Annotated in this window: 30 protein-coding genes and 1 tRNA gene; 9 read left to right on the forward strand and 22 right to left on the reverse strand. The window is 59.4% G+C overall.

Features of this window, described 5'->3' with window-relative positions:
- Window positions 1–57: 57 nt before the first annotated feature.
- Together ACR0NO_RS01820 and ACR0NO_RS01825 are read right to left on the reverse strand one after the other, a co-directional pair.
- The gene (locus tag ACR0NO_RS01820; RefSeq protein ID WP_170373646.1) at window positions 58–1026 is read right to left on the reverse strand and encodes a TAXI family TRAP transporter solute-binding subunit; all 969 of its coding nucleotides are present in this window, start codon (window positions 1024–1026) and stop codon (window positions 58–60) included.
- 402 nt (window positions 1027–1428) lie between these two features.
- Window positions 1429–1514: transfer RNA gene (locus ACR0NO_RS01825), tRNA-Leu, on the reverse strand.
- Between the two features lie 145 nt (window positions 1515–1659).
- On the opposite strand from ACR0NO_RS01825, the gene ACR0NO_RS01830 reads away from it, so the two are divergent.
- A complete protein-coding gene (locus ACR0NO_RS01830; protein WP_170373645.1) occupies window positions 1660–2238 on the forward strand; it encodes a YqaA family protein in 579 nt (192 codons plus the stop codon).
- On the forward strand, window positions 2235–2702 hold the full coding sequence (locus ACR0NO_RS01835) for a disulfide bond formation protein B (protein WP_480722773.1): 468 nt from the start codon (window positions 2235–2237) through the stop codon (window positions 2700–2702). The genes ACR0NO_RS01830 and ACR0NO_RS01835 overlap by 4 nt, the downstream gene beginning before the upstream one ends.
- Here the strand turns inward: ACR0NO_RS01835 and ACR0NO_RS01840 are convergent.
- Entirely contained in the window at window positions 2699–3286 is a 588-nt protein-coding gene (locus ACR0NO_RS01840) for an HNH endonuclease (RefSeq protein ID WP_170458136.1), read from the reverse strand. The two genes, ACR0NO_RS01835 and ACR0NO_RS01840, sit on opposite strands and share 4 nt — an antisense overlap.
- A gap of 213 nt (window positions 3287–3499) precedes the next feature.
- On the opposite strand from ACR0NO_RS01840, the gene ACR0NO_RS01845 reads away from it, so the two are divergent.
- Both ACR0NO_RS01845 and ACR0NO_RS01850 read left to right on the forward strand, forming a co-directional pair.
- A complete protein-coding gene (locus tag ACR0NO_RS01845; RefSeq protein ID WP_480722774.1) occupies window positions 3500–4105 on the forward strand; it encodes an rRNA large subunit pseudouridine synthase E in 606 nt (201 codons plus the stop codon).
- Between the two features lie 32 nt (window positions 4106–4137).
- Complete coding sequence (locus tag ACR0NO_RS01850) at window positions 4138–4563, forward strand: VOC family protein (protein WP_170676145.1); 426 nt, start codon at window positions 4138–4140, stop codon at window positions 4561–4563.
- A gap of 5 nt (window positions 4564–4568) precedes the next feature.
- Here the strand turns inward: ACR0NO_RS01850 and ACR0NO_RS01855 are convergent, their stop codons facing one another.
- The 4 genes from ACR0NO_RS01855 to ACR0NO_RS01870 are packed head-to-tail and all read right to left on the reverse strand — an operon-like array spanning window position 4569 to window position 6665.
- Window positions 4569–4871 carry a putative quinol monooxygenase gene (locus ACR0NO_RS01855; RefSeq protein WP_480722775.1) on the reverse strand — a complete coding sequence of 101 codons (303 nt, stop codon included), beginning with the start codon at window positions 4869–4871 and terminating at the stop codon, window positions 4569–4571.
- Complete coding sequence (locus ACR0NO_RS01860) at window positions 4865–5368, reverse strand: N-acetyltransferase family protein (protein WP_480722776.1); 504 nt, start codon at window positions 5366–5368, stop codon at window positions 4865–4867. The genes ACR0NO_RS01855 and ACR0NO_RS01860 overlap by 7 nt, the downstream gene beginning before the upstream one ends.
- A 2-nt stretch (window positions 5369–5370) precedes the next feature.
- Entirely contained in the window at window positions 5371–6036 is a 666-nt protein-coding gene (locus ACR0NO_RS01865) for an alpha/beta hydrolase (protein WP_475216125.1), read from the reverse strand.
- Window positions 6033–6665 (reverse strand): DNA-3-methyladenine glycosylase family protein, encoded by a 633-nt coding sequence (locus tag ACR0NO_RS01870; RefSeq protein ID WP_480722777.1) that lies wholly within the window; start codon window positions 6663–6665, stop codon window positions 6033–6035. Before ACR0NO_RS01870 ends, ACR0NO_RS01865 begins: the two co-directional genes overlap by 4 nt.
- Window positions 6666–6762: 97 nt before the next feature.
- Here ACR0NO_RS01870 and ACR0NO_RS01875 point away from each other — a divergent pair, with 97 nt between their 5' ends.
- Window positions 6763–7989: an MFS transporter gene (locus ACR0NO_RS01875; RefSeq protein ID WP_480722778.1), complete on the forward strand. Its 1227-nt coding sequence runs from the start codon at window positions 6763–6765 to the stop codon at window positions 7987–7989.
- Here ACR0NO_RS01875 and ACR0NO_RS01880 read toward each other — a convergent pair whose 3' ends face one another.
- Genes ACR0NO_RS01880 through cysS form a run of 3 tightly spaced genes read right to left on the reverse strand, consistent with a single transcriptional unit; the run spans window position 7990 to window position 11852 of the window.
- Window positions 7990–8772 carry a squalene/phytoene synthase family protein gene (locus tag ACR0NO_RS01880; protein ID WP_170665180.1) on the reverse strand — a complete coding sequence of 261 codons (783 nt, stop codon included), beginning with the start codon at window positions 8770–8772 and terminating at the stop codon, window positions 7990–7992.
- The gene (gene cimA, locus ACR0NO_RS01885; RefSeq protein WP_480722779.1) at window positions 8769–10403 is read right to left on the reverse strand and encodes a citramalate synthase; all 1635 of its coding nucleotides are present in this window, start codon (window positions 10401–10403) and stop codon (window positions 8769–8771) included. Before cimA ends, ACR0NO_RS01880 begins: the two co-directional genes overlap by 4 nt.
- Before the next feature lie 57 nt (window positions 10404–10460).
- Window positions 10461–11852, reverse strand: coding sequence for a cysteine--tRNA ligase (gene cysS, locus ACR0NO_RS01890; protein ID WP_480722780.1), 1392 nt, complete (start codon window positions 11850–11852; stop codon window positions 10461–10463).
- A gap of 206 nt (window positions 11853–12058) precedes the next feature.
- Between cysS and ACR0NO_RS01895 the strand changes: the two genes are divergently transcribed.
- Both ACR0NO_RS01895 and ACR0NO_RS01900 read left to right on the forward strand, forming a co-directional pair.
- Window positions 12059–12403 carry an MmcQ/YjbR family DNA-binding protein gene (locus tag ACR0NO_RS01895; protein ID WP_170548904.1) on the forward strand — a complete coding sequence of 115 codons (345 nt, stop codon included), beginning with the start codon at window positions 12059–12061 and terminating at the stop codon, window positions 12401–12403.
- Between the two features lie 57 nt (window positions 12404–12460).
- Window positions 12461–13648 (forward strand): pyridoxal phosphate-dependent aminotransferase, encoded by a 1188-nt coding sequence (locus ACR0NO_RS01900; RefSeq protein ID WP_480722781.1) that lies wholly within the window; start codon window positions 12461–12463, stop codon window positions 13646–13648.
- A 6-nt stretch (window positions 13649–13654) separates the two neighbouring features.
- Here ACR0NO_RS01900 and ACR0NO_RS01905 read toward each other — a convergent pair whose 3' ends face one another.
- The 7 genes from ACR0NO_RS01905 to purC form a co-directional block, all read right to left on the reverse strand.
- A complete protein-coding gene (locus ACR0NO_RS01905) occupies window positions 13655–14173 on the reverse strand; it encodes an outer membrane beta-barrel protein (RefSeq protein WP_170467077.1) in 519 nt (172 codons plus the stop codon).
- A gap of 255 nt (window positions 14174–14428) precedes the next feature.
- Window positions 14429–15763 carry a sigma-54-dependent transcriptional regulator gene (locus tag ACR0NO_RS01910; protein WP_170373631.1) on the reverse strand — a complete coding sequence of 445 codons (1335 nt, stop codon included), beginning with the start codon at window positions 15761–15763 and terminating at the stop codon, window positions 14429–14431.
- 14 nt (window positions 15764–15777) lie between these two features.
- Window positions 15778–17553 (reverse strand): sensor histidine kinase, encoded by a 1776-nt coding sequence (locus ACR0NO_RS01915; RefSeq protein ID WP_475216144.1) that lies wholly within the window; start codon window positions 17551–17553, stop codon window positions 15778–15780.
- Between the two features lie 36 nt (window positions 17554–17589).
- Complete coding sequence (purQ, locus tag ACR0NO_RS01920) at window positions 17590–18258, reverse strand: phosphoribosylformylglycinamidine synthase subunit PurQ (RefSeq protein ID WP_480722782.1); 669 nt, start codon at window positions 18256–18258, stop codon at window positions 17590–17592.
- An 11-nt stretch (window positions 18259–18269) separates the two neighbouring features.
- Entirely contained in the window at window positions 18270–19313 is a 1044-nt protein-coding gene (locus ACR0NO_RS01925) for a zinc-dependent alcohol dehydrogenase family protein (RefSeq protein WP_480722783.1), read from the reverse strand.
- A gap of 4 nt (window positions 19314–19317) precedes the next feature.
- A complete protein-coding gene (gene purS / locus ACR0NO_RS01930) occupies window positions 19318–19548 on the reverse strand; it encodes a phosphoribosylformylglycinamidine synthase subunit PurS (protein WP_170374301.1) in 231 nt (76 codons plus the stop codon).
- Window positions 19549–19783: 235 nt separating this feature from the next.
- Window positions 19784–20539, reverse strand: coding sequence for a phosphoribosylaminoimidazolesuccinocarboxamide synthase (gene purC, locus ACR0NO_RS01935; RefSeq protein WP_170467720.1), 756 nt, complete (start codon window positions 20537–20539; stop codon window positions 19784–19786).
- A gap of 276 nt (window positions 20540–20815) precedes the next feature.
- Between purC and ACR0NO_RS01940 the strand changes: the two genes are divergently transcribed.
- Together ACR0NO_RS01940 and bmt are read left to right on the forward strand one after the other, a co-directional pair.
- On the forward strand, window positions 20816–21133 hold the full coding sequence (locus ACR0NO_RS01940; protein WP_170373627.1) for a DUF1476 domain-containing protein: 318 nt from the start codon (window positions 20816–20818) through the stop codon (window positions 21131–21133).
- 121 nt (window positions 21134–21254) lie between these two features.
- On the forward strand, window positions 21255–22268 hold the full coding sequence (bmt, locus tag ACR0NO_RS01945; protein WP_480722784.1) for a betaine--homocysteine S-methyltransferase: 1014 nt from the start codon (window positions 21255–21257) through the stop codon (window positions 22266–22268).
- Window position 22269: 1 nt separating this feature from the next.
- Here bmt and ACR0NO_RS01950 read toward each other — a convergent pair whose 3' ends face one another.
- The 5 genes from ACR0NO_RS01950 to ACR0NO_RS01970 form a co-directional block, all read right to left on the reverse strand.
- The gene (locus ACR0NO_RS01950) at window positions 22270–23046 is read right to left on the reverse strand and encodes an enoyl-CoA hydratase-related protein (RefSeq protein ID WP_170483971.1); all 777 of its coding nucleotides are present in this window, start codon (window positions 23044–23046) and stop codon (window positions 22270–22272) included.
- A gap of 74 nt (window positions 23047–23120) precedes the next feature.
- Window positions 23121–23576: a cytochrome c-type biogenesis protein gene (locus tag ACR0NO_RS01955; RefSeq protein ID WP_170467085.1), complete on the reverse strand. Its 456-nt coding sequence runs from the start codon at window positions 23574–23576 to the stop codon at window positions 23121–23123.
- Complete coding sequence (locus ACR0NO_RS01960) at window positions 23573–25537, reverse strand: heme lyase CcmF/NrfE family subunit (protein ID WP_480722785.1); 1965 nt, start codon at window positions 25535–25537, stop codon at window positions 23573–23575. The genes ACR0NO_RS01955 and ACR0NO_RS01960 overlap by 4 nt, the downstream gene beginning before the upstream one ends.
- Window positions 25538–25612: 75 nt before the next feature.
- Window positions 25613–26188 carry a holin family protein gene (locus ACR0NO_RS01965; RefSeq protein ID WP_480722786.1) on the reverse strand — a complete coding sequence of 192 codons (576 nt, stop codon included), beginning with the start codon at window positions 26186–26188 and terminating at the stop codon, window positions 25613–25615.
- Window positions 26179–26790, reverse strand: coding sequence for a holin-associated N-acetylmuramidase (locus ACR0NO_RS01970; protein ID WP_480722787.1), 612 nt, complete (start codon window positions 26788–26790; stop codon window positions 26179–26181). The genes ACR0NO_RS01965 and ACR0NO_RS01970 overlap by 10 nt, the downstream gene beginning before the upstream one ends.
- Window positions 26791–26939 lie beyond the last annotated feature (149 nt).

Raw genomic sequence — 26939 nt, forward strand, 5'->3', positions numbered from 1 at the left:
CGTTCGATCCGGGCTTGAGTTGCAGGGCGCCCTTGGGCACCCTGCTTCAGGTCTGGTTTACTGAACCCAGCCTTTTTCTTTGTAGTACTTTTCAGCGCCCGGATGCAGCGGAGCCGACAGGCCGTCCGCGATCATCTCTTCCGGCTTCAGGTTTGCAAATGCAGGGTGCAGCTTTTTGAAATCGTCGAAGTTCTCGAAAACCGAGCTGACAACTGCATACACAGCATCTTCCGACACATCTGCCGAAGTCACGAAGGTTGCGCCAACACCAAAGGTGGTGGTGTCACCGTCCGAGCCACGATACATGCCACCCGGAATGGTCGCAGTACGGTAGTACGAGTTGCCGTCGATCAGGCCGTCAATCGCGTCGCCAGTGACGTTCACCAGAACGGAATCACATGCGGTGGTCGCTTCCTGGATCGAACCCGACGGGTGACCAACAGTGTAGATCATCGCGTCGATCTGGTTGTCGCACAGAGCTGCCGACTGCTCGGCCGCTTTCAGCTCGGATGCCAGTTCGAAGTCATCCAGAGTCCAGCCCATGGCTTCCAGAACAACGTCCATGGTGCCGCGCTGACCGGAACCGGGATTACCGATGTTGACGCGCTTACCTTTGAGGTCTTCAAAGCTGGCGATGCCGGAATCGGCGCGGGCCACAACGGTGAAGGGCTCGGGGTGTACCGAGAATACGGCGCGCAGATTTTCGAAGGGGCCGGCCTCTTCGAATTTCGATGTGCCGTTATATGCGTGGTACTGCCAGTCGGACTGGGCCACACCAAACTCCAGCTCACCCTCGCGGATGGTGTTGATGTTGTAGACCGAGCCGCCGGTCGATTCGACCGAGCAACGTACGCCGTGTTCCTTGCGGCCTTTGTTGACCAGACGGCAGATCGCACCACCGGTGGGATAGTACACGCCGGTTACGCCACCTGTGCCGATGGTGATGAACTCTTCCGCATAGGCGGCAGGTGCCATCATTGCAGCGGTCACAAACGCGCCGAGGCTAAGCTTGCTGCTGTTTTTCATTTAAGAACTCCCATTATTATGACTTGGGCGGGAAAAGGCTGACGCCTCCCTTTCGGGACCCGCATTGGGGATTGTGCCGATAGGTCAGATCAATCCGCATTGCAACAGGGCCAGCTGTATAGATTTTCCGATATCTCCCAACAGGTCCGAGGTTTCATTCAGATACGCTGAAAGTCAAGGCCAGCCCTTCAACAGAACGCCTCTCGCATCAGATATGAGGTTGTTTTCAAATCTTTCCCCATCGAGCGGCGGCTTCTAAGCCATTTTACCCGCAGCGAGATAAAACCGTTTTATTCAGAGGATCGCGGGTTAAATGCCCAATAAGGGTGCACATGCGTAGCAAGATATCACCTGAAAAAGAAAAAACAGAGAGCAGGTTCTCCTAACCCTCTGTTTTTACTTTGGTACCCAAGGCCGGACTCGAACCGGCACGGTATCACTACCGGGGGATTTTGAATCCCCTGCGTCTACCATTCCGCCACTTGGGCCACGGACATTGGATTAGCGCCCCTGACTGGGAAGGTCCAGAGGCAAAAACACACTGCCCCGTCGATTGTTGGCCGCGCGGCAGTTGACCCTTCCGCACACCCGTGGTTTGCCTGTCACGACCCAAGACGCGACTGTGAGAGTGTGATGCTTCGATCCCTGTATGACTGGACCATTCGGCTGGCCGAGCACCCTCATGCCCTATGGGCGCTTGCTGTCGTGGCCTTTATCGAAAGCTCGTTCTTTCCGATTCCGCCTGATGTTCTGATGATCCCGATGATTCTGGCGCGCCCCTCGAAGGCGTGGCTGATTGCAGGCGTGGCCTTGGTGGCCTCGGTCCTGGGCGGCATGCTGGGCTATGCGATTGGCGCCTTTGCCTATGAAAGCATCGGACAACCCATTCTCGAGTCAATGGGCAAGGCCGACGCGATGGAAGAGTTCAACACCCGCTTCAACGATTTCGGCTTCTGGGCCGTGCTGGCGGCCGGTGTGACCCCCTTCCCCTACAAGGTGATCACCATCATGTCCGGCTGGACCGGCATGCCGCTGGGCACATTCATCGCAACATCCATTCTGGCGCGCGCGCTGCGATTCTTCCTTGTGGCGGGCCTTTTGTGGAAGTTCGGAGAGCCAATCCGGGACTTCATCGAAAAGCGCCTCGGGCTTATGTTCACCCTGTTCATCATCCTGCTGTTTGGTGGGTTTCTGGCGGTCAAATACCTATGACAAATCGATCGACTTACGTGATCCTCGCAGCCGGAGGGTCGGCGGCCCTGTTGTTGGGCGCTTGGGGATTTCAGCATATTGGCGGTCTCGCACCCTGCAAAATGTGCATCTGGCAACGCTATCCCCATGTTGCTGCGGTCGTGATCGGCGCTTTGGCCTTGATGCTGCCAAAACTCAAGCCGCTACCGCTGATTGGAGCTTTGGCAGCGATGATCACAGCCGGAATTGGCTTCTTTCACGCGGGTGTCGAGCAAGGATGGTGGGAAGGCCCCTCAACCTGCACCTCGGGCGATATCGGAGGGTTGTCGGCAGAAGAGCTGATGAACCAGATCATGGCCGCCCCGCTGGTGCGCTGCGATGAGATTCCGTGGGAAATGTTCGGCCTGTCCATGGCCGGCTGGAACGCAGCCCTTTCTGCGGTTCTTGTTCTGCTCTGGCTGGCCGCGTGGCGGGCGAAGGCTTAAGCCTCGTCCAGTTCCGCATCCCAGTAGAGAAAGTCGATCCAGCTGTCATGCAAGTGGTTCGGCGGGAATTTCCGTCCGATGTTGCGCAATGCCTCTGCATCGGGCTGACGCGGCGGTTTGCGCAGGTTCATGCCTGCCTGGCGTAGCGACTTGGAGCCTTTGCGCAGGTTGCACGGGCTGCACGCGGCAACCACGTTCTGCCAACTCGTTACCCCTCCGGCGGCACGCGGCACCACGTGGTCAAAGGTCAGGTTGTCGCGGCTTCCGCAATACTGGCAGCGGAATTCGTCCCTCAGAAATAAATTAAAGCGCGTGAAGGCCACGCGCTTTCTGGGTTTTACATAGTCTTTTAGGACAACCACCGACGGTATTCGGATCTCGGTGCTCGGGCTGCGGACCACTTCGTCATATTCAGCCACGATATCGACCCTGTCCAACCAGGCCGCCTTTACCGCCTCCTGCCACGGCCACAGAGACAAGGGATAGTAGGATAAAGGGCGGTAATCGGCATTCAAAACCAAGGCCGGATGCTGTTTGAGCATACCCGGTTCTCTTACAAAATCGGTCCTGAAGTCTCCGTCCATCACAGAATCGCTCCTCGCTCTCAGCTGCCCGTTTGTGACACCAGAGCGGAGAGCACCCGCTCCGGTCTTAAGATAACTATATATCGTGTTAAAACTCTGACAAGCCCTGAGTTTCTACAATATGTCGCAGACTGGGTAAGCCGAATCCGTAACAGACAGATGACAGTTATCCACAGGTTGCACGCAGCGTGTTTTGCAGGCTATGGCGGAGGTATGAGCTGGTTCATTCGATTCAACAAACCCTTTGACGTGCTGCCGCAGTTCACCGACCGCGCAAACGCCGAGTCGCCGCGCAGCACCCTGTCGGATTTCATCGATCTGCCCGGCGTCTATCCCGCCGGCCGATTGGACCGTGACAGCGAAGGACTGATGTTGCTGACCGACAATGGCAAGCTGCAGGCGCAGATATCAGACCCCAAGCACAAGATGGCCAAAACCTATTGGGTACAGGTCGAGGGCGAGCCGGATATGGCGGCCCTTAAGGCCCTGCGCGACGGGGTCGAGTTGAAGGATGGCCTGACCCGCCCCGCCAAGGTGCGAGAAATTGATGAGCCCGAAGACCTATGGCCTCGCACCCCTCCAATCCGCGAACGAAAGACTGTGCCGGACAGCTGGATCGAGCTGACGATTCGCGAGGGCAAGAACCGGCAGGTGCGCCGCATGACAGCGGCGGTTGGCCTGCCGACCCTGCGCCTGATCCGCTGTCGCATCGGAGACTGGACGCTTGAAGGGCTCAAGACGGGCCAGTGGGACAGCCTACCGTTACCGCAGATTCAGGCCACGGCACAGCGCAAACGGGATCGACGCCCCCGACGGTGACAGACCACACGCGCCGGGCTAAACTGAACCGCATGAAGGTGACACCCGAGATACCGGCCCCCTCTGCCATCTTGGAAGCGGCGCTTTATGTCGATGATCTGGACGCCGCCGAACGGTTCTACGGTGAGGTTCTGGGGCTGGAAAAGATACAGCGCATTGAGGACCGCCACGTGTTTTATCGGGTCGGAGCCTCTGTTCTGCTGATCTTCAATCCTGAAAAGACCCAACAGCCACCGCTGAACCCAGACCTGCCTGTCCCTCCGCACGGCGCGCTTGGGCCAGGGCATGTGTGCCTCGTCCTGACGCGGGATGAGATGGCTGCAATGCGAAAGCATCTTCTGGATTGGAACATCCCCCTGGATGCCGAGTTCGATTGGCCAAACGGCGCGCGGTCCCTTTACGTGCGCGATCCTTCTGGCAACTCAGTCGAATTTGCCGAAGGGCACCTTTGGGCCTGAAACCGTCAGCGCAAGGGCTGCTTTTCACCACCCACAACGCGATAGATCTTGCTTGAGATCACCCCAGCCTCAGCCAATACGGCTTGGAATGTAGCCATATGTGGGGTGGTGAAATGCGCCTCCAGCGACGCCTGATCCTGCCATTCTTCATAAACCCGGAAGAGGTTCGCATGGCCCAGAACCTGGCTGAACTCATAGATCAGAAAGCCCGGCTCTTTCACCGTTTCTGCAACCATCACCCTTGCAGCCTCAGCCGCCTTTTCCACATGATCGGCCGAGACTTCGACGGTTCCGGTGACAATCAACATGCGCTGCCCTTTCCAAGATCAAAGCGTTTCGAAATTCGATTGACCGGTGTGCCATCCCGCAGTGGGCGGCCATAGTCCACAGAATAGTCTACGAACCCCATTTTTCCGTAGTAGCCAAGGCCCGGCGAATTGTCCGCTCGTATGGTGGCGTTGATCGCATTGAACCCCACGGCCGCCGCAATTTTCGAGGTTTCTTGAAACAACGCACGCCCTGCACCACGCAACGGAGGATCGCGCCGGGTAAAGGTGGCAATATCCGCACAATCTTCGGGCAGTGCATCATGAGTACCCAGCCACTGAAACCCGGCCACCGCGCCTTGGTCGTCCAAAGCGACATGGCAGCAAATCTTGTCGGCCCCGGTCAGATAGCTCTGTGCGAACAACGCCTCCGAAAACGGAATTTCATGTGCGGTTGTCCCACCTGCGGCGATGATATCGTTTAGGATGCGGCAGGCGTCGGCCACATCCTCGGGCATCATGGGGCGAACCGCAATCATGACTACAGGCTCAACTTGTCGCGCATGAAGGCCAGCGCAACGCTCAGGCCATCAGGCGCGATGCCGTGGCCGGTGCCTTTCATGACATGGGCGTAGATTTCTTTGAAATCCGCCGCTTGCAGGGCCTCTGCCGCCTCAGGCAAAGACTGCGGAGGCACCACGTCATCGGCATCACCATGGACCAACAGGATCGGCATCCGGCTGACAGTTTCATCCGGCAACAAATCAGGCTCCAGCAAACGACCCGAAAAGGCGACGATCCCCGCCACCGGATCCTCACGCCGCGGCGCTACGTGCAGGCTCATCATTGTGCCTTGGCTGAACCCGAACAGTACGACCTGCTCAGGCAGCACGTCTTCGTCCACCATAAGCGCGTCGAGAAAGGCGTTGAAGTCGTCGCTTGCCATCTCCATGCCGCGTCGGGACTCTTCCTCGGACGATCCGTCGATCCACGGGATCGGGAACCACTGAAACCCGTTTGGCATTCCGGGGATTTGTTCCGGCGCATCGGGGGCTACGAACAACGTATCGGGCAAATGCTCGCCCAGTGGGTCGGCAAGGCCCAACAGATCGGCCCCGTTCGCCCCATAGCCGTGTACGAACACCACGACCGAGCGTGTGTCGCCCGAAACCGGCTCTTTCCTGAGCGCGTTCAAAACCCGTGTCATCTGATCCCTTCTCTTTGCTTGGCCACCCGGTAATAGGCCCACAAAACCCGCGCCGCAACCGACCGCCAGGGCGACCATGCCTCGGCCATCTGCCGCAGATCTTTGTCCGTTGGACGTTTGGGTAGATCGTAGAGAACGCGCGCGGCCTCTTGCAGGGCCAGATCGCCCGGAGCGATCACGTCGGCGCGGCCCAGCGAAAACATGGCGTAAATCTCGGCGGTCCAGACACCGATGCCGGACACCTCGGTCAGGGTCGAGATGACCTCTGCATCAGGCGCGTCGCGTAACGCCTTGTAATCAATACGTGCTTCGGCCAGAGCGCGGGCATAGCGGATCTTCTGTCGGCTTAGCCCGACGGCCCGCAAATCCTCATCAGTCGCCCACATGATCTTGCGCGGGCCGGTCAGTTTCGCGTCCTGCATCCGTTTCCAGATCGCATTGGCCGAGGCCACGCTGACCTGTTGACTGACGATTGCGCTCAACAACTGCGCAAAACCATCCGGTTTGCGACGTAGAGGCAGAGGCCCCGTCTGTTCCATCGCATAGGCCATACGCGGACAGGATTGGGCAAGCCACTCGGCCCCTTCGGACACACAGGCGTTGGTTTCGATGATGCGTCCGACGGACATGTGCGCTCCGGTGTTTTGGGTCACTTGCACGTTAGGGCCCTTTGCCGCGTATGCAACCCGCTTGTGCAAGCCGCAGATCGCCGATACGCATGGCGTCATGACTGTGATTTCAGAGACTCCGAACGACTATCAGGCCAAGCGCAATGTTGCCGTACTAGTGGCAGCACAAGCTGTTCTGGGCGCGCAAATGCCGATGATGTTCATTGTCGGAGGGCTGGCCGGGCAATCGCTGGCCACAAACGCCTGCCTTGCGACGCTGCCCATTTCGCTGATCGTTTTGGGATCGATGCTGGCGGCAACGCCTATCTCTGCGATCATGCAACGCTGGGGCCGTCGCGCCGGGTTTCTGGTCGGAACAACCGCCGGTGCGCTTGGCGGTTTGATCGGAGCATATGGTCTGTATCTGGGCTCTTTCCCGATCTTCCTGATCGGCAGCCTGCTGACCGGTATCTACATGAGCGCACACGGGTTCTACCGTTTTGCGGCGGCGGACACCGCATCCGACGCGTTTCGGCCCAAAGCTATTTCCTATGTGATGGCGGGCGGACTAGCGGCTGCCATTATTGGCCCGCAGATCGTTAAACTGACCTCAACGGCCTATGTCATTCCGTTTCTGGGCACCTATCTGGCCGTGATCGGCATCAACGTTATAGGCTCAGCGCTGTTCTTCTTTCTGGACATCCCCACACCCCCTCGCGCGAGCGAAGACAGCCCAAAAGGCCGGTCAAGAATCGAGATGTTGAAGACTCCTCGGATCGCCGTCGCCATCATTTGCGCCATGGTGTCCTACGCTCTGATGAACCTGGTGATGACCTCGACCCCTTTGGCTGTGGTCGGGTGCGGATACACGGCCAATGATGCCGCAGATGTAGTGACCGGCCACGTGCTTGCCATGTATATTCCCAGCTTTTTCACCGGCCACCTGATCGCCCGTTTCGGCGTTGAAAAGATCGTAGCGCTCGGCCTTGCCATTCTCGGCGCCGCAGGCGTTGTCGCCCTTCAAGGGGTGGAGCTTGGCAACTTTTTCGTCGCGCTGATCCTGCTGGGAATCGGCTGGAATTTCGGCTTCATCGGCGCGACCTCGATGTTGGCCGACTCTCATGACGTCAGCGAGCGTGGCCGGATGCAGGGTATGAACGACCTTCTGGTGTTTGGCGGCGTGACCTTTGCCTCGCTGGCCTCGGGCGGGTTGATGAACTGTTCAGGTGGGTCCCCGGTCGAGGGATGGACGGCTGTGAACCTTGCCATGGTTCCCCTGCTCACATTGGCCGGAGGCGCACTGTTGTGGCTGGTCATGCGCCCGGCCGAGCCGGACACCGCCTGATCACCAACGGCCCGTGCTGGCCGTCCAAATCAGAGAGATCCTGCGCCCGAGTTCCCCCTGCGCCAGATCCCCGCGTGCGACCCGTGCGGGATTGGCCAGAATCTTCCGCAAAGCCCACTCGGCCTGCCATCCGGCATAAAGCGCCGGGCGAGCGGCGCGGGAAACCTCAGATCGCCTGCTGCGCGCGGACTTCAACCGCCTCAACGCAGTGTCTGCCAACGCGCGTACTCCGTCTTCAGTGCCGTCGAGCAAGGGAATCCGCCCTCGGGCCTCCAACTCCGGAATGGCCCGAAACCAGTTTGTCACACCGACTGCGTAGCCGAAATCGCGCAAAACGCCCTCATCCGCTGCCCCGAGAGATTGCGCAGCTACTACCATCAATGTGCCAGCGCTTTGATCGATGTAATTCTCGAAATGCTCGGTATCTTCGAACGGATCGCGGTAGATATCCCACCGCCTGACAGCCACGTATTCATCCAGCAAACCGGCCAGATGTGGCGACAACACCCTGGACAGAGGGGTCACCACCTCATGCCGCCGCACCTGTTGCCCTTCGGCAATCTCTTGCAAAGCGTCGCGCCACCATTGCAAGCGCATTTCGGCAATCATCGTCTCTTGCGTAACCCACGGTGCGCGCGCGATTTCGGCATTCAGCGCATAAATCGGAAACAGAACGGCCCGCGCTTCGACGGGCGAGGCCATGGCGGCAAGAAATCGGTCCGGATCGGCCTTTTGCACAAGGGCCGCACAAGCCTTTACGTCTTCGTCAAAGACGGCGGTCACTCGGCCGCCGCTTTCCGATGCACACTATCGCGGACCAGTTTCCACTGGATCGCCTCCAGCAGCGCTTCGAACGAGGCGTCGACTATGTTGGCACTTACACCTACGGTCGACCAATGCCGCCCCTGCCCGTCTTCGCTGTCGATGATGACGCGCGTGACTGCCTCGGTCCCGCCTTGGGTGATCCGCACCTTGAAATCGACCAGACGCATATCCGACAGCACCTGCGAATACTGCCCCAGGTCCTTTGCCAGCGCCTTGGAGAGCGCGTTCACCGGACCTCGGTCGCTGCCTTGATCATCCACTGATTCACTGACCGAGAGCTTCTTTTCACCGTCCACTTTCACCACAACCACGGCCTCGGACAGGCTGACCATTTTGTTGTATTTGTTCTTGCGGCGTTCAACGGTGACCTTGTAGCGTTTGACCTCAAAGAACTCGGGCATCTGCCCCAGCTCATCACGCGCCAGCAGCTCAAAACTCGCCTGAGCGGTATCGTAGGAATACCCCTCAGCCTCGCGCTGTTTGATCCGGTCGAGGATACGGCCAAGGGCGGGATCGCCCTTTTCAACCATCAGGCCTGCGTCGGTCAGCCGTTTGAGCAGGTTCGATTGCCCGGCCTGGTTCGACATCGGGATGATCCGCGTGTTCCCTACCGTCGCCGGGTCGATATGTTCGTAGGTCGATGGGTCCTTGAGAATCGCACTCGCATGAAGCCCCGCCTTGTGCGCAAAAGCCGAGGCCCCTACGTAAGCCGCTTGCTTGCTCGGCACCCGGTTCAGGATATCGTCCAACATCCTGCTCACCCGCGTCAAACCGGCCAGAGCCTTCGGATCGACACCGATCTCGAACCCTGAGGCATAAGGCTCCTTCAACAGCAATGTCGGGATCAGAGCGGTCAGATTGGCATTGCCACAGCGCTCTCCCAACCCGTTCAGAGTTCCCTGAATCTGGCGCGCGCCTGCGTCGACAGCCGCCAGTGAACACGCCACGGCGTTTTCCGTGTCGTTATGGGTGTGAATACCCAGCCGATCCCCAGGCAGACCTGCGGCGATCAACTCGGACACAATGCGCCCGACTTCGGAGGGCAAAGCACCGCCATTCGTGTCACACAAAACTACCCAACGCGCGCCGGCGTCCAAAGCGGCCCGGCACACCTCGGTCGCATAGGTCGGGTTGTCCTTGTAGCCGTCAAAGAAATGCTCCGCATCGAACAGCGCCTCACGCCCCCGCGCCACAAGATGCGCAACAGAGGCGCGGACGTTCTCGAGATTCTCCTCCAGCGAAATGCCAAGCGCATGGGTCACGTGGTAGTCATGGGATTTACCCACTAAACAGACAGCCTGCGTCCCGGCGTTCATAACGGCCGCCAGGACATCGTCGTTCTCGGCCGACCGTCCGGAGCGTTTGGTCATGCCGAAGGCTGTCAACCGGGCAGAGGTCTTCGGAGCGACCTCGAAAAACGCGCTGTCCGTGGGGTTCGCACCGGGCCAACCGCCTTCGATATAGTCCACCCCTAGCGTGTCTAAAGCCTGCGCGATCTGCACTTTCTCCGCCGTCGAGAACTGCACACCCTGCGTCTGTTGCCCGTCACGCAGGGTCGTGTCATAGAGATAGAGGCGTTCCTTGGTCATGGCTTGCTCCCGCTGGCCCAGAGTAGTCGATCTTTCCACGTGGCGCGCGGATTTCCTTCAAACATCATCCAGTTTCGAGGCATCAAATCCCGCAGCCGGAACCAGTTCAACGCCTTCTTTGCTCATACGCACCTCCAGACCTGCGGCGACAAACGCGGATTTCAAACGGTCCACTTCTGAGAAGTCTTTGCTTTGCATCGCTTCAGCCCGCGCCTCTGCCAATCTGGCAGCGAAAGTGCTCAGATCCACTGCTTCGGCCCAAGCGCCCATATCGTCGCCCAAAAGCCCGAGAACTTGTGCGCTGGCCAGCAGAGCCGCCGTATCTCCATCCGCAGCCAAACGGTGCAGTTCCGCGATGGCACCCGCAGTGTTCAGGTCGTCCGCCAGCGCCTCGATGATCGAGGGGGCCGCGGTGGCGGCGGGCTCCATGCCCGCTGTCAGCGCCCGCCACTTGCGCAAGGTGGCCTCGGCTTCACGCGCCTTTTTCTCGGTCCAGTCCATTGGCTTGCGATAGTGGGTCTGCAGGAAAACAAAGCGGATCACCTCACCCGGCACGCCCTGTTCCAAGAGATCATGCACTGTGAAGAAATTGCCCAGCGATTTGGACATCTTTTTGCCTTCGACCTGCAGCATCTCGTTGTGCAACCAGACACGCGCAAACTCACCCTCTGGATGGGCGCAGCAGCTCTGGGCGATCTCATTCTCATGGTGGGGGAACATCAGATCATTACCGCCGCCGTGAATGTCAAAACTTGCCCCAAGCAGTTCGTAGCTCATGGCCGAGCATTCGATATGCCACCCCGGACGGCCCCGACCCCAAGGCGAATCCCACCCCGGAAGCTCATCGGTCGAGGGCTTCCACAGCACAAAATCCATCGGGTTCTTTTTGTAAGGCGCAACCTCAACCCGCGCTCCGGCAATCATGTCATCGACCGAGCGACCGGAAAGCTTGCCATACCCCGATTTCCAGCTATCGACAGCAAACAACACATGGCCTTCAGCGGCATAGGCATGACCCTTCGCGATCAGCCCGTCGATCATCTCGATCATCTGCGCGATATACTCGGTCGCGCGCGGCATCGCGCTTGGTTCCAACGCCCCAAGCGCGCCCATGTCATGCAGATACCAGCCGATAGTCTCATCAGACCGTTCTTGCACCAACTGCTCCAATGATCCCTCGGCCCCGGCCTGTTTGCGGGCTAGAGCTGTGGCGTTGATCTTGTCATCCACGTCGGTGAAATTACGAACATAAGTGACCTGATCCGCACCGTAGACATGGCGCAGCAACCGATACAGGACATCGAAAACCACCACGGGCCGCGCATTGCCCAGATGGGCCCGGTCATAGACGGTGGGTCCACAGACATACATCCGCACGTTGTCGGAATCGATCGGAACGAAGTCTTCCTTCGTCCGCGTCCGTGTATTGTGCAGCTTGATTGTCGTCATCACTCGGGCTCCTAAAGCTTGCGCGTTGGCGCGGGCTTAGCAACTTGTCTCAGGGATGAAAACGAAAGAAACCGGCCCGCGTGAGAATTCAGCAGGTAATGCAGCAAATAATGGTGCAGATCATCCGGTTCATTTGCTCGGCATATCATGCGTCATGCGCCAAGCCAAGGCTTGAGTTCGCGCGTCTTCTCCAGCACTCTGCGCGCATGAGCAGGGATTTCGTCAACTCAATCTGCCGCGACCTGCCGGGGGCCGAATGGTCTGACCCCTGGGGCGGCGGGCATGATGCGTGGAAGGTCGGCGATAAGATGTTCGCCTGTATCGGGACCGCAAATGATGGCGTTTCGGTCAAAACACCCGATATCGAAACCGCGCAGATGCTGATCGATGCGGGTGTCGGTGTGAAAGCCCCCTATTTCCACCGCAGCTGGGTTCGCCTGCCCTTTGACGCGGATGAGGACGAAATGCGGTACCGCCTTGCCGCCTCTTACGATCTGGTACGGGCATCGCTCACGAAAAAGGTTCAGGCCACCCTTCCTGCGCGAAGCTGATTGACAATTTCGGATCGCTCTGTCCCTGTCGCCACAAATACAAACCGAGGCAAGATCATGAAACTGTCAGATCGCATCACGCAGATCACCGGAGGCGGCAGCGACGGGTGGGATGTGTTCTATCGCGCGCGTCGCATGGTCGCCGAAGGCCACGCCGTGACGCAGCTGACAATCGGCGAACATGACATCGGCACCGATGCCTCGATCCTGGATGCGATGAACCGATCGGCCCGCGACGGCCATACCGGTTATGCCATGGTGCCGGGCACCGATCTGCTGCGCGACACGGTCGCCGCACGGGTTCAGACCCGGACCGGAGTACCAACCACCCGAAACAATGTCCTGATCACTCCAGGCGGACAGGCGGGGTTGTTTGCGGTTCATATGGCCGTGTGCAACCCCGGCGACGTCGGGCTGTTCCTTGACCCCTACTACGCCACCTATCCCGGCACCATTCGCGGAACCGGCGCTGTGGCGCGGGCGGTTCAGACCTCGGCTGAAGATGCCTTTCAACCGCGTGCCGAACAGATCGAGGCCATGGCCGATGGCGCTGTGTCCTTGCTGATCAACACGCCGAACAACCCGACCGGAGTTGTTTATTCACCCGAGACACTGAAGTCCATCGCCGATCTTTGCCAGAGGCGCGACCTGTGGCTGATCTCGGATGAGGTTTACGACACACAGATATGGAATGGCGCGCATCTGTCTCCGCGCGCGCTGCCCGGTATGGCCGATCGCACTCTGGTCGTCGGTTCCATGTCCAAATCGCACGCCATGACCGGATCACGCTGCGGCTGGATCATTGGCCCAGAAGAGGTCATCAGCCACCTCATCAACCTTGCCACCCACACCACCTATGGCGTCCCAGGCTTCATTCAGGATGCCGTAAGCTTTGCCCTGAACGCGGGCACAACGCTCGAATACAAGATCGCGGCCCCCTTCCGTCGCCGCCGCGCGCGCGCGTTAGAGGTGCTGGCCGAACAGAATACCATCAGCCTCGTCCCTGCGGATGGCGCGATGTACCTGATGTTGGATATCCGCGCGACCGGTCTGACCGGTGAGGGGTTTGCAAATGCCCTTCTCGATAAACACGCGATTGCCGTTATGCCCGGAGAGAGCTTCGGTACAGCCGCTGCAGGACACGTCCGCGTTGCCATGACTGTCGATGACGATCGTTTCGAAACGGCTCTGAAGACGATCTGTGCCTTCGCATCCGAAGTGGCAGGTCAGCAAGCCGCTGAGTGAAGGCGCTTAGAACCGGAACGTTGTCCGCAGGTTGAAGATATTCGTGTCCAACCCACCGCCCGAGCGTGTGACATCGTCAAAATCCTGCCGCAACGCTTCGCCACTGATCACGAAGTTGTCGCCGATGGGATAGGCAATGCCGATTCCATAAACCGCCGCTGTGTCGTTTTCTTCCGAGGTTTCAACACGAGCAGCGCCGACCACGACATAACCCATTGCCGCGCCAAAATCATACCCGCCGCGAAACTTCAGCCGGGTTATACTGTCTACGCTGCCCTGATCCTGACCAAGGTTGAGAGAAAGCCGGTTATACTCCAGCTCACCGCCCAGAACGAAGGCGCCGAAATCGCGGTCATACCCGACATGAGGTCCGAAAACGGTATCGTTGCCACCCGCGCCGCCGGACCCGTCCGCATCCGCATAGCCAAAGCTGAACCCCGCATAGGCCCCCGTCCAGTCCTCGGCCGAGGCCGGGCTGGTCATCGCTATCGTCGCAGCGACAATAAGGGCCGAGAGGGGCTTCATACACGTCTCCAAATAAGGCGAACCGCCGGGTTTTTGCCAAACAAACACCCACGTATTTGAGTGTTTAACCTAGGAACGCCACTGCTAAATTCAAATCCGCATCAACGATAAGTGAATGCAGTATAACAGATTTCCCCTATAACGGGTTAAAATCTCTTTAAGATACGTTCAAAAACCCAGCACGGGCCTTTTCAACATAAAAAACGCCCCGACCAACTGAGTGATCGGAGCGTTGAATAAGCGCCTAAATGGTTCTTAAAGATAGTCGGACCGCTGCAGACCGTATTTGGCCATCTTCTCGTTCAGTGTCCGGCGCGGCAGGCAAAGCTCATCCATCACCGACGCGATTGAGCCCTTGTGGCGACGCATGGTGTTGTCGATCAACATCCGCTCGAACGCTTCCACGTATTCCTTTAGAGGCTTGCCCTCGGTGGTCATCACCGGCTGCATTTCCTCGTGATCGGACATCAGCAAGGACGCAATCGTCCCCGAGCCACGCCGCGATTGCAGCACCGCGCGTTCGGCGATGTTGATCAACTGGCGGACATTGCCCGGCCAAGGGGCCTGCAACAGCTGCGCCGCTTCCTGCGCACTGACCTGAGGCGCATCACAGCCATATTCCTCGGCGAATTGCTCACTGAGACGCGTGAACAGCGTCAGGATATCTTCTCCTCGCTGTCGCAGCGGTGGCATGGTGATCCGCAGGGCAGCGAGACGATAGAACAGGTCCGGGCGCAGCACGTCCTCGGAGGTCTTACCAGCCTCTTGCAAGTTCGAGATCGCGACAATCCGCGTTTCCGCAGGGGTGCCCTGCTCGTTCATCACGCTTAGCAACCGGGCCTGCAACGTGTCGCTCAACGCTTCAACGTCTTCCAAAACCAGGGTCCCGCCACGCGCCTCTTCAATCGCGGGAAGCTGCGCATCCTCGGGCATCATCGGGCCGAACAGGCGTTTCGACAGCACTTCTTCTTCCAACGCCGCGCAGGACACCAGAACGAATTTCTTACCCGCTCGGCTGCCCACCGCGTGCAGAGCATGTGCGACAAGCGTCTTGCCGGTGCCCGTTTCTCCGTCGATCAGCACATGGCCGTCCGCCTGCCCCAGATCGAGGATATCTTCGCGCAGACGCTCCATCACCGGGCTGGCGCCAATCAGCTTGTTCATGATCTGAGTACCACCCGACAGCTCGCGCCGCAGGGCGCGGTTGTCCAGCGTCAGCCGCCGTGCGTTGCTGGCGCGTTTGGCCAGTTCTGACATGCGGTCGGGGTTGAAGGGTTTTTCGAGGAAATCAAACGCGCCAACGCGCATCGCCTCAACCGCCATCGGCACATCGCCGTGGCCGGTGATCATGATAACGGGCAGCGTGCTATCCGCCCCCATCAGTTTTTTCAGCAATTGAATGCCGTCCATACCCGGCATCTTGATATCCGAGATCACGATCCCCGGATAATCCGGCCCCAGAACCTTGAGCGCGTCTTCGGCGCTGGCAAAGGTCTCGGTGTCATATCCCGACAGTGCCAGCCATTGGCTGATCGACTGGCGCATGTCCTGTTCGTCATCGACAATGGCGATTTTCATGGCCTGTGCCATAGTATTCCCTCGTGTTATTCAGCGGCCTGGAGGCCGTCGCTTCCCAGTGGCAGTTGCATCTCGAAGACCGCGCCACCCTTCTGGCCGTTGCGTGCGGTGAGCCGTCCACCATGGTCGTTTACGATCCCCGACGATATAGCAAGCCCCAGCCCGACCCCGTCACCGGGCTGCTTGGTGGTGTAGAAGGGCTCAAACAGGCTTTCGATATCCTTGATACCATACCCGTTGTCGCGCACGGTCAGCACCGCCATATCGCCCGCCGCCAGGATGATCTCGACATCTGGCTCTGCTACAGATTTGGTGGCGTCCAGCGCATTGCGCAAGAGGTTGACCATCACCTGCTCGATCCGCATCCGGTCGCCCATAACAATGACAGGGTCTTCGGGGAGGATCTGCGTGATCTTAACATGGCGCTGCCGCAACTGAGGCTCCATCATCGACAGCGACGAGGCCAGCGCTTCGCCAAGGTTTACTGGCGAAAACGCATCCGCCCCCTTACGCGCGTAAGACTTTAGCTGCCGGGTAATCGCGCCCATCCGCTCGATCAGACCATCAATACGACCAAAGCTGGCAAGGGCCTCTTCCGGTCGGTTTCTGCGCAGCAGCAGACGCGCCCCGGCAAGGTAGGTTTTCATTGCAGCCAGAGGTTGATTAAGCTCGTGGCTTACCGCCGCCGACATCTCACCCAAGGCCGCCAGTTTCGAGCTTTGCGCAAGCGTCTGTTCCGCCAAATCCAACGTCTTTTCAACCCGTTCGCGCTCAGCGATTTCTCGCTGCAGCCTTGCGTTCAATGCGCGAAGCTCTGCCGACTCGCGCTGGAACAGAACCACGCGCGAGGCCGCACGACGGCTCAGCAGATAGAACGCCGCCGCCAGGAGAATCGCAAAGCCCATGATTTCCAGCGCCAGTACGCTGTTCACCTTTTCGCGGATGGAGTCATAGGTGGTGAACGAGGCCATTTGCCAGCCGCGGAACGGTATGCGAGTCTCAAGCCGTATGACGGCCTCACCTTCCAGATAGCCATCCGGCGGCAACGCGGACCAATCGGCCGTCGCCCGCAGCGCGCGCTGGATCGCGCTTTCCGGCGTCTGCCGAAGCATGGCCGAGCTTTCGTCCAGCCCACGCCATTGCGGCTCGGTCGAAAGGATGATGTTGCCGGTGCTGTCTCGCACCAGCACGGCGTCGGAAATTCCGGCCCAAGCGCGTTCGAATTTCTGCAGGTCGACCTCAACCACGATCACGCCGAGAATCTCGGAATTCGCTTCAATCCTGCGCGAGTAGATAAAGCTGTAGTCGCCGGTTTCGCGCGGGCTGACCGTAAAAATCGTCGCGTTCGAGCGGATTGCGTCCACAAAATAGGGCGCATTGCGATGCCCTTCGAGAAGGCGGTTACGATCAGTAGCCGCCACCGTCACGCCATCGCCGTCCATCAGCATCAAGGACGCGGCCCCGATCTCTTCAACGAAAGAGATCAGACGCTGGCTAGACAACAGGTAGTCGCTGGATTGCAGCGCCGAGATCAGCGTCGGGTCGCGCGACAGAAGCTGCGGCACAATCGCGTTACGCCGCAATTCGCTAAGGAGGTTGCCGGAATACAAGGCAAGGCGCAGCTCGGCGCGGTTGCGGGTCGACTCGGTGAACCGGTCAGTCAGTAACCGGTTGGTCACCCAGATCGTCGCAACGGCGGTCAGAAGGACCAGAATAACAGCCACACGCAGACGCCACCCCAAGGGGGCGCCGCGAAATGGACGGGTCATCTTGTCCTTGATCGAGTGAAGGCCTGAACTCATTCCCGAAAGTTACGCGGGCTGAGCGGCGACCTCAAGTCACGCCGGGGCCAGAACGCCGGACAATGCGCGGAACAATGCCGTCCCGTCGGTGCCGCCATGCCCCTCATCCGCTGCGCGTTCGGGGTGCGGCATCATGCCAAGAACGCGACGGTTTTCCGACAAGATGCCTGCGATATTCCCGACCGAGCCATTTGGATTCTCGGTATAGGTGAACGCGATCCGGTCCTGATCCTTCAGTGCGGACAAGGTGGCGTCATCGGCGAAATAGTTTCCGTCATGGTGGGCAATCGGAATGCCGATCACGTCGCCTGCATTGTAGCCCTGAGTAAACGCGCTGTCGCTGGTTTCGACCTTCAGGCCAACCGTCTTGCAGATGTATTTCAGACCGGCATTGCGCAGCAGCGCGCCGGGCAGAATCCCGGTCTCAGTCAGGATCTGGAAACCGTTACAGATACCAACGGCATAGCCGCCACGCTCGGTATGATCGACCACGGCCTTGCAGATCGGAGATTGCGCCGCGATGGCCCCACAGCGCAGGTAGTCGCCATAAGAGAAGCCACCGGGAACGCCGACAATGTCGATACCCTCGGGCAGCGCGGCATCCTTGTGCCAGACCATGTCAACGGCGAAGCCGGCCTGTTCAAAGGCTACGGCAAGGTCCCGGTCGCAGTTCGATCCGGGGAATACGATGACGGCTGCGCGCATGGCGGACCCTCCTAGCAAGTAAAATCAGTGACCACCGCCACACCGGGAGGTGCAGGAGCGTCGAAAGCGGCAAGTTCTTCACTCACCTGGTTCAAAGATACGTGTCGTGTCACAAGCGGGCTGAGATCAAGATCCGATCCCGTGATCAACGACAGAAGCGATGGATAGCGCCAACTGGGCATCCCTCGTGTTCCATATACAGAAAGCTGGCCGGAATAGAGCACATCCATCGGCAGCGTCATAGCCGCATGATCGCCCGCAGGCATGCCGATCTGAACCATCCGGCCCAGTTTGCGCAGGGACCGCATCGACGCTACGGTCGTGGATTCAATCCCCAGCGCCTCGATCGCCACATGGGCACCACCGCCGGTGATATCTTTCACCGCCTCAGACGCGTCACATGTTGCAGCGTTCACAACCGCATCCGCGCCCAGAGATTTGGCGTAACTCAATTTGTCGTCCGAAATATCGACGACCACCACCCGTGCGCCAAGCGCTTTGCCCAACAACAGGGTCGAGATCCCTACTCCGCCCCCACCGAACACGGCAAGCCATTCTCCGCCCTGCAGTTGAGCGCGACCAACCAGCGCCTGCCACGCGGTCGTAACCCGACATCCCAGCGCCGCCGCGATCTCGGGCGCGAGTGTCTCGGGCAGTTCCGTCAGATTGGCATCCGCATGCGCAACCGCGATGTACTCGGCGAACGCACCATCACAGGTAAACCCCGGCACGACCTGGTCGGCGCAGGTGGTTTGATTGCCTTGGGCGCAGTCCTGGCAATGACCACAGGCCAGAATGAAAGGCGCAATCACCCGATCACCGATTTTCCAGCGGTGGACGCGGCTGCCCACCGCAACCACCTCGCCGCAATATTCGTGACCGGGAGTCATCGGAAGGATCACATCCGGGTCCGAACCCGACCAAGCGTGCCAATCTGACCGGCAGACGCCGCAGGCCAGCACCCGGACGACGACGCCATCCTCGGCCGGTTCAGGGTCGGGAATGGTGGTCAGCTCCAGCGGCTGGCGATAGGTGATCAGACGCGCTGCCCGCATCCAATCAGACCAGTTCGATCTCGTAGCGTTCGATGACGGTGTTGGCCAACAGCTTTTCGCACATCTCGGTCACGTCTGCCTCGGTCGCGCCTTCGGCGAGTTCCAGATCAATGACCTTGCCCTGGCGCACACCTTCGACCTGATCAAAGCCCATGGCACCCAATGCGTGGCGGACCGCCTCACCCTGAGGGTCCAGCACCCCGTTCTTGAGCATCACATGCACCCGTGCCTTCATCTTCGCAACTCCACCTGAGGGCCACAATCGCAGGCCCATTTCGTTGCGCGGGGGATAGCGCGGTTGTGCCTTTGGGACAACCCTGTTTGAGGCGAAGATTGAAAAGGTGTGAAGGGGCGTGTCTCAAATCGGACCGGGCGGGTGTTGCGGGTCGAACGACATACCCTGCCCTCGTGCGAAAAACGCCGCCCAGATGGGGGCGGCGCTTTGCAATTCTATCAGGCAGACGCCGAGATCAGTTGATCAGCGTCGGCTTGGTCACATTGCTTTGCGGCAGAACGCCCAAGCGGCGCGCGACCTCGGAGTAAGCGTCGGTCAGGTTGCCCAGATCGCGGCGAAAGACATCCTTATCCAGCTTCTGACCGGTTTCGATATCCCACAGGCGGCAGCTGTCGGGACTGATCTCATCAGCCACGATCAGACGCTGGTAGTCACCGTCGAATACGCGGCCGATCTCGATTTTGAAATCAACCAGTCGAATGCCCACGGCCAGCATCACGCCGCTCATAAAGTCATTCACCCGCAGTGCGAGGCTCAGGATATCATCCATATCCTGCTGACTGGCCCAGCCAAAGGCTGCGATATGCTCTTCGGTGACCAGCGGATCACCCAGAGAGTCGTCTTTGTAGCAGTATTCGACAATCGGACGCGGCAACTGCGTGCCCTCGGCAATGCCCAGACGCTTGGACATCGTACCGGCGGCATAGTTGCGCACGATCACTTCCAGAGGGACAATCTCGCAATTCCGCACCAGCTGCTCGCGCATGTTCAGGCGGCGGATGAAGTGGTTTGGAACACCGATCTGGGTCAGGCCGTTCATGAAAAACTCGGACAGGCGGTTGTTCAGAACGCCTTTGCCGTCGATCACGTCTTTCTTTTCCGCGTTGAACGCGGTTGCGTCATCCTTGAAGTACTGCACGATTGTGCCCGGTTCGGGGCCTTCATACAGAATCTTGGCTTTGCCTTCGTAGATTTTCTTGCGACGCGCCATCGGGGCCCCTTCCATATCGGCAACACGCGCAGATCGCGCGGCTGCGGCCCTCATAGAGCAGCCCGCCTCAACCCGCAAGTTGTCTGGTTGCTTTCCATTAGAGCCTGCGCTTTTGAATAGCTCCCCACACTGTATTGCGCCCCCTCAGAACCTGTCCGAACAGCCTGCGTGCAGCAACACAGCGCATTTGGTCGCGCAAAGCCCATTTTCGCTATACATTCCGAAATTCGTTTCTTATCTAGATGAGGAATGTCCACGCTATGAGGTCCCAATAAAATGACCACGTTCGACGAACGCGAAAACGCCTTTGAAGCCAAGTTTGCCCATGACGAAGAAATGCAGTTCAAGGCCCAGGCCCGCTGCAACAAACTGCTGGGCCTTTGGGCGGCGGCAAAGCTTGGGAAAACCGGCTCTGACGCGGACGACTACGCCAAAACCGTCGTGATCGCCGATATGGAAGAGGCAGGCCACGAAGATGTCGTGCGCAAGGTTTCTGCCGATCTGGGCGGTCTGTCCTCGGATGACGAAATTCGCGCCAAAATGGCCGAGCTTCTGCCCGAAGCCAAAGCTCAGGTCATGAGCGAGACTGACTAAGCCACCGGTCACCTCATGATCTTCATGAGTAATATGAATTTGATTTGACGCCCCGGTCATGAGACACGGGGCGTCTCATATTCATACTGGCGCTTTGCGCCAAACACGTCGGACCAAGCCCATGACAAACGCGTTGACTCAGCTTCTAGAGACCAAAGAGGCCATTCTAGCCGATGGTGCGACCGGAACCAATCTGTTCAACATGGGTCTACAATCCGGCGATGCGCCTGAGCTTTGGAATGTGGATGCGCCAGATAAGATCCGCGCGCTTTATCAGGGCTCGGTCGATGCGGGCAGCGATCTGTTTCTAACCAACACCTTCGGCGGCACCTCGGCCCGGCTCAAGCTGCATGACGCGCAAAACCGCGTGGGTGAGCTGAACCGCATTGGCGCTGAACTCGGGCGTGAGGTCGCGGACAAATCCGGACGCACCATCGTGGTTGCTGGCTCGGTTGGTCCAACCGGTGAGATCATGGAGCCGGTCGGCAGCCTGTCGCATTCCGAGGCGGTCGAGATGTTCCACGAACAGGCCGAAGCCCTCAAAGTGGGCGGCGTCGATGTTCTGTGGGTCGAGACGATCAGCGCCCCCGAAGAGTTCCGCGCCGCGGCCGAGGCCTTCGCTCTGGCCGATATGCCTTGGTGCGGCACCATGAGCTTTGACACTGCCGGGCGCACCATGATGGGCGTCACCTCGGCTGATCTGGCTCTGTTGGTCGAAACACTGCCCAACCCTCCGATTGCGTTTGGCGCGAATTGCGGCACCGGAGCGTCGGATATCTTACGCACTGTACTTGGGTTCACCGCGCAAGGAACCGAGCGGCCCTTGATCTCGAAAGGCAATGCGGGGATCCCCAAATATGTCGACGGTCACATCCACTATGACGGCACGCCCGATCTGATGGCCGACTATGCCGTGATGGCCCGCGATGCTGGCGCAAAGATCATCGGTGGTTGCTGTGGCACCATGCCTGCACATCTTGAGAAAATGCGTGCAGCGCTGGACAGCACAGAACGTGGCGCGCGCCCGACTCTTGATCAGATCACCGATGCGCTTGGACCGTTCTCATCCGCCTCGGATGGCACCGGCGACGACGCCGCGCCCGAGCGGCGCACCCGACGCCGCCGCCGCGCCTGAGTTAGCGCCCCTCGAATTTCGGGGGGCGTTTTTCCATGAAGGCCACCACGCCTTCGGCAAAATCGCGCGAGCGTCCACATTCACCCTGCAAATGCGCCTCGGTCGCCAATTGCTGCGGCAAGGTCTTTTCGTAGGTACCGCGGAGCGCCTGTTTGATCGCGCCATAGGCCGCCGTCGGACCTTGGGCCAGATGCGCGGCTCGGCTGCGCCAATGGCCATCAAACGCATCATCGGCGACCGCTTCCCAGATCAGCCCCCAATCATCGGCCTGACGCGCGGTAATCTTGTCGGCAAACAACGCGGCACCCATGGCCTTGGCCAGCCCCATTTGGCGCGGCATGAACCATGTGCCACCAGCATCTGGCAGTAAGCCGATGCGGGAAAAGGCCTGCAGGAAATAGGCGCTCTCGGTCGCGATCACCACATCTGCACAGAGCGCAAGGTTGGCCCCTGCCCCGGCTGCCGGTCCATTGACGGCGGCAATGGTAGGTACCGGGCTGTCATGGATGGTCTCGAGCATCGGCTCGTATTCATCGCGCAAAGAGCGTTCCAGATCGATCTTTCCGGTTGAGGACGCATCACCAAGATCCTGCCCGGAACAAAAGGCCGGTCCGGCCCCGGTCAACACGATGCACCGCGCATTTCGGGCTGCGTGCTTCATCGCATGGGTGATCTCAGCCCGCATCTGCGTGGTCAGCGCGTTCATCTTGTCGGGGCGGTTCAGCGTCAGCACCGCCAGCCCGTCCGTGATGTCCAGCAGGATCGTTTCGTAGTCCATTAAAGCTCTCCCTCGCGCCTGTGCGTGAGCGGACACTGCCGTATTCACAGGCCGAGGAAAAGCGGAACCACGCGTCAGTCTTTCAGAATTTGGCGCAGGCGTTCTTTTTCGGCGTCGCTCAGCCCGTCGCTTTCGCCCAATGCTTGCGCCTTGGCCCGGTTGCGCAGAAAGACCAAGCCGACACCGGCCGCAATCAGCAACATGATCGGCCCGGCCAGCCACAGCATCAGGTTCGAGCCCGTAACCGTCGGCTTCAGCAGCACATATTCACCATAGCGGTCGACGATGAAGGCGATCGCCTCTTCATCCGTATCCCCGGCCACCAGCCTTTCGCGTACCAGCAAGCGCAGGTCGCGCGCTAGATCGGCGTTGCTTTCATCGATACTCTCGTTTCGACATACAAGACAGCGCAACCCGGTGCTGAGGTCGCGGGCCCGTTGTTCCAGCACCGGATCGTCCAGCACTTCATCCGGTTGCACAGCAAATCCCGGTGCCGCCAAAAGCATAAGGATCAGGATCAGACGTTTCATTCTGCGGGTACTCCGGCAGAGGGGGCTTTGCGTGCGCCAGCCGCAACTCGGAAACGTCGGTCGCAGAGGCTGAGGACGCCGCCCAACGCCATCATGAGACATCCGGCCCAGATCCAGTTGGCGAAGGGTTTGATATAGGTCCGCAAGACCCAGCCCCCATCCGCCTGTTGATCCCCGATCACCACATAGAGATCGCGCATCACCCGGTAGTCAATCGCCGCCTCGGTGGTGGGCATACGCGCAACCGGATAGTCACGTTTTTCGGGATGCAGCGTCCCGATCATGCGCCCGTTGGTCTCCACCTTCACATCCGCCATGGTCGAGAAATAATTCGGCCCTTGCACGCGATTGACATCCTCAAGCGTCAGGGTGAATTGACCAACCTCAAAAGGCTGCCCCGGTTGGGCGACGCGGATATCCTCAACCTCCCACGCGGTCAGACCGGCGATGGCGAAGATGGTCACACCCAACCCCGTATGGGCAACCGCTTTGCCCCAATCGGCCCCTGGCAGGCGGAACAGGCGTTTCAGACTACCGTTGCGTCCCGTCCGGCTCCACAAATCTAGAACGGCGCCGAAGGTGATCCACGCGCCCAGAAACAGACCCACAGGTCCTAAAGCACTGCGTCCCGTTTGCATCGCCCAGATCAGCACGCCAAGGGCGACAGCCAACACAAACGCATAACGCAGAGACCACGCTGTCTTGCCCAGCTTTCCGCGCTTCCACGGCAACATCGCGCCAATTGGCAGGACCAGCCCCAACAGCACCATGAATGGCGTGAAGGCCGAGTTAAAGAACGGCGGTCCGACCGAGAGCTTCCGGTCAAACATCATCTCGGCAACCATCGGCCACATGGTGCCTACGAACACCACGAAACAGCTAACGGCCAGCAGAACGTTATTCACGACCAGCGCGCTCTCACGGCTGACCATGCCAAAGACGCCTTTCGCCTCCATCGCCTGCGCCCGCGCCGCAAACAGCGTCAGCGCACCGCCGATAAAGAACACAAGGATCAACAGAATGAACACGCCCCGCTCTGGATCTGTCGCGAAGGCATGTACCGAGGTCAGAAGCCCCGAGCGCACAATAAATGTCCCAATCAGCGAGAACCCGAAGGCAATGATCGCCAGCAGGATTGTCCAGCTCTTCAGCGCCTCGCGCTTCTCCACGACAATGGCCGAGTGCAATAGCGCCGCCGCCAACAACCATGGCATGAACGAGGCATTCTCGACCGGATCCCAGAACCAGAAACCGCCCCAGCCCAACTCATAATAGGCCCACCACGACCCCAGAGCGATCCCAATGGTCAGAAACACCCAGGCGGCAAGCGTCCACGGCCGTACCCACCGGCCCCAGGCCGCATCAATACGGCCCTCGATCAATGCGGCCACGGCAAAGCTGAACGCCATGCTCAGGCCGACATAGCCCAAATACAGAAACGGCGGGTGGAACGCCAAGCCCGGGTCTTGCAGCAGCGGGTTCAGATCGCGCCCATCGAACGGAGCAATCGCCAGCCGATCAAACGGGTTCGAGGTAAACAGGATAAAAGCGAAGAACGCTACGGCCACAGCCGACTGCACAGCCAACACGCGCGCTTTCAACGTGGGCGGCAGGCCTGCGCCAAAAAACGCGGCCATTGCGCCGAACAGGGTCACGATCAGCACCCACAACAGCATCGAGCCTTCGTGGTTCCCCCAAGTCCCACTGATCTTGTAGATCATCGGTTTCGCCGAATGGCTGTTCTCAACCACGATCCTCAGCGAGAAATCAGATGTAGTGAACGCCCAAACCAGCGCTCCAAAGGAAAATGCCGTCAGCAGGAATTGTGAGATTGCCGCCGGTTCCGCAAACGCCATCCATCCAGCCCAGCGTTTCGATGCCCCGATCAGGGGCACCACGCTTTGCACGATAGCGACGAAGAAGGCGAGGATTAGCGCGAAGTGACCTAGCTCTGTAACCATAGGGCAGGATATATGCCGGAGGTACGGCAATCGCCAACCACTTTCGTTTGATTTCGGGGCACATAGTGTCGCAACTCAGCCCCTTTCGCGTCGCCAATCCTCTAACGCCGGGTTCGCATCAGCCAGCAGGCTCTCTTGCGCCAAGCGCGCATCCGGCCCCGTATCTGCCACACCGGGTCGGTCGCTGCGCATATTTCCAAGCGCATCAAGGTTAGCTAGAACCGTCGGAGTCCGCGCCATCACGGCCGAGATCTCGCGTTGCAAATCCTGCGATTTCGCCTGGTGCCGAGCCCCGAAATAGAACGAGACAATCACACCCAGCAACCACCACAAAGGCTCGGGCACGAGCGCGATCCCCTGCATTCGCGCCGAAAACCAGATCGGATCGATCATGGCGGCAGCGAACAGACCCAGTGTTCCCAGCGCCAAGGCCGGACGCGGAAGCCGGTTCAACCCGTCCATAAACCGGTCGAACATGCCTTTGGGCGGTCTTTGAAACTCAGCTCCGAACTGGGTCATGGCCTGAGTCTGCGCCACCATTCGGCGCTGGGCACCCGCATCGACGTTTTCCCGAAAGACCTCTACGGTTTCGCGCACCACGTTGCGCCCGCCACCGAACAAGAAACCCAAAACGCCCGAGATCAATCCCATCCCGCAACCCTCCTCTGAAACGCCTCATCGCTCAGGTGATAGCGATCAGACAGGAACTCTTCCGCCCGTCGGATCCAACCGCCTTTTCCGCCCGCACGGGTGCGCGCATACTTTCGCGAAGCGGGCCGCCGATCTGCGAGCCGAAAGTAATAATTCCGCCGCGCCACCCCATAGGCGTCCCGCAACTGAACCGGATTCGGGCGCGCCGCGTCCTGACTGGTGCCTATGGTCTGAGAGCCGATAACCCCGTCTACTACAACGTTAAAACCCATCTTCACCAACAGCGATTGCAAAATGCGCACTGCCTGCGCGCCCGCATTTACATACATGTCGAACACGCTAGCCTGCAGCGCCTCGGGCAAAGCGGCGATTCTCGGTTTCTCGAAATAATGCTGCACAAAGATATCAACCGCCTGCGCTCGACTGAGCGCCCGCACGTCGGCGGCATTGACCACCCCGTCCCGCGTCAAATCCAACCCCAGGCGCCGCATCGTGTGAATGGTCACGCCGAAATTGGTGGCTCCACCCAGGTCATCCGGATCATCTACAAACCCGCCTTCCCGCTGCACGATCTCTTCGGCAATCTGTCGAACCGTCTGCATCACGACCCCCACCTGCATCAGTCGAGGGCACGATCCTGCAAACTCCTTAACAACCCCAAACGAAACAGAGCGCCGCCTGCCATCCGCGCGCAACGCCCCTGCTTCTTTTGTTCAAAAATACCTCCGCCGGAGGCACGCAGCGCAGCTGC

The organism is Ruegeria sp. CL3, assembly GCF_056536505.1.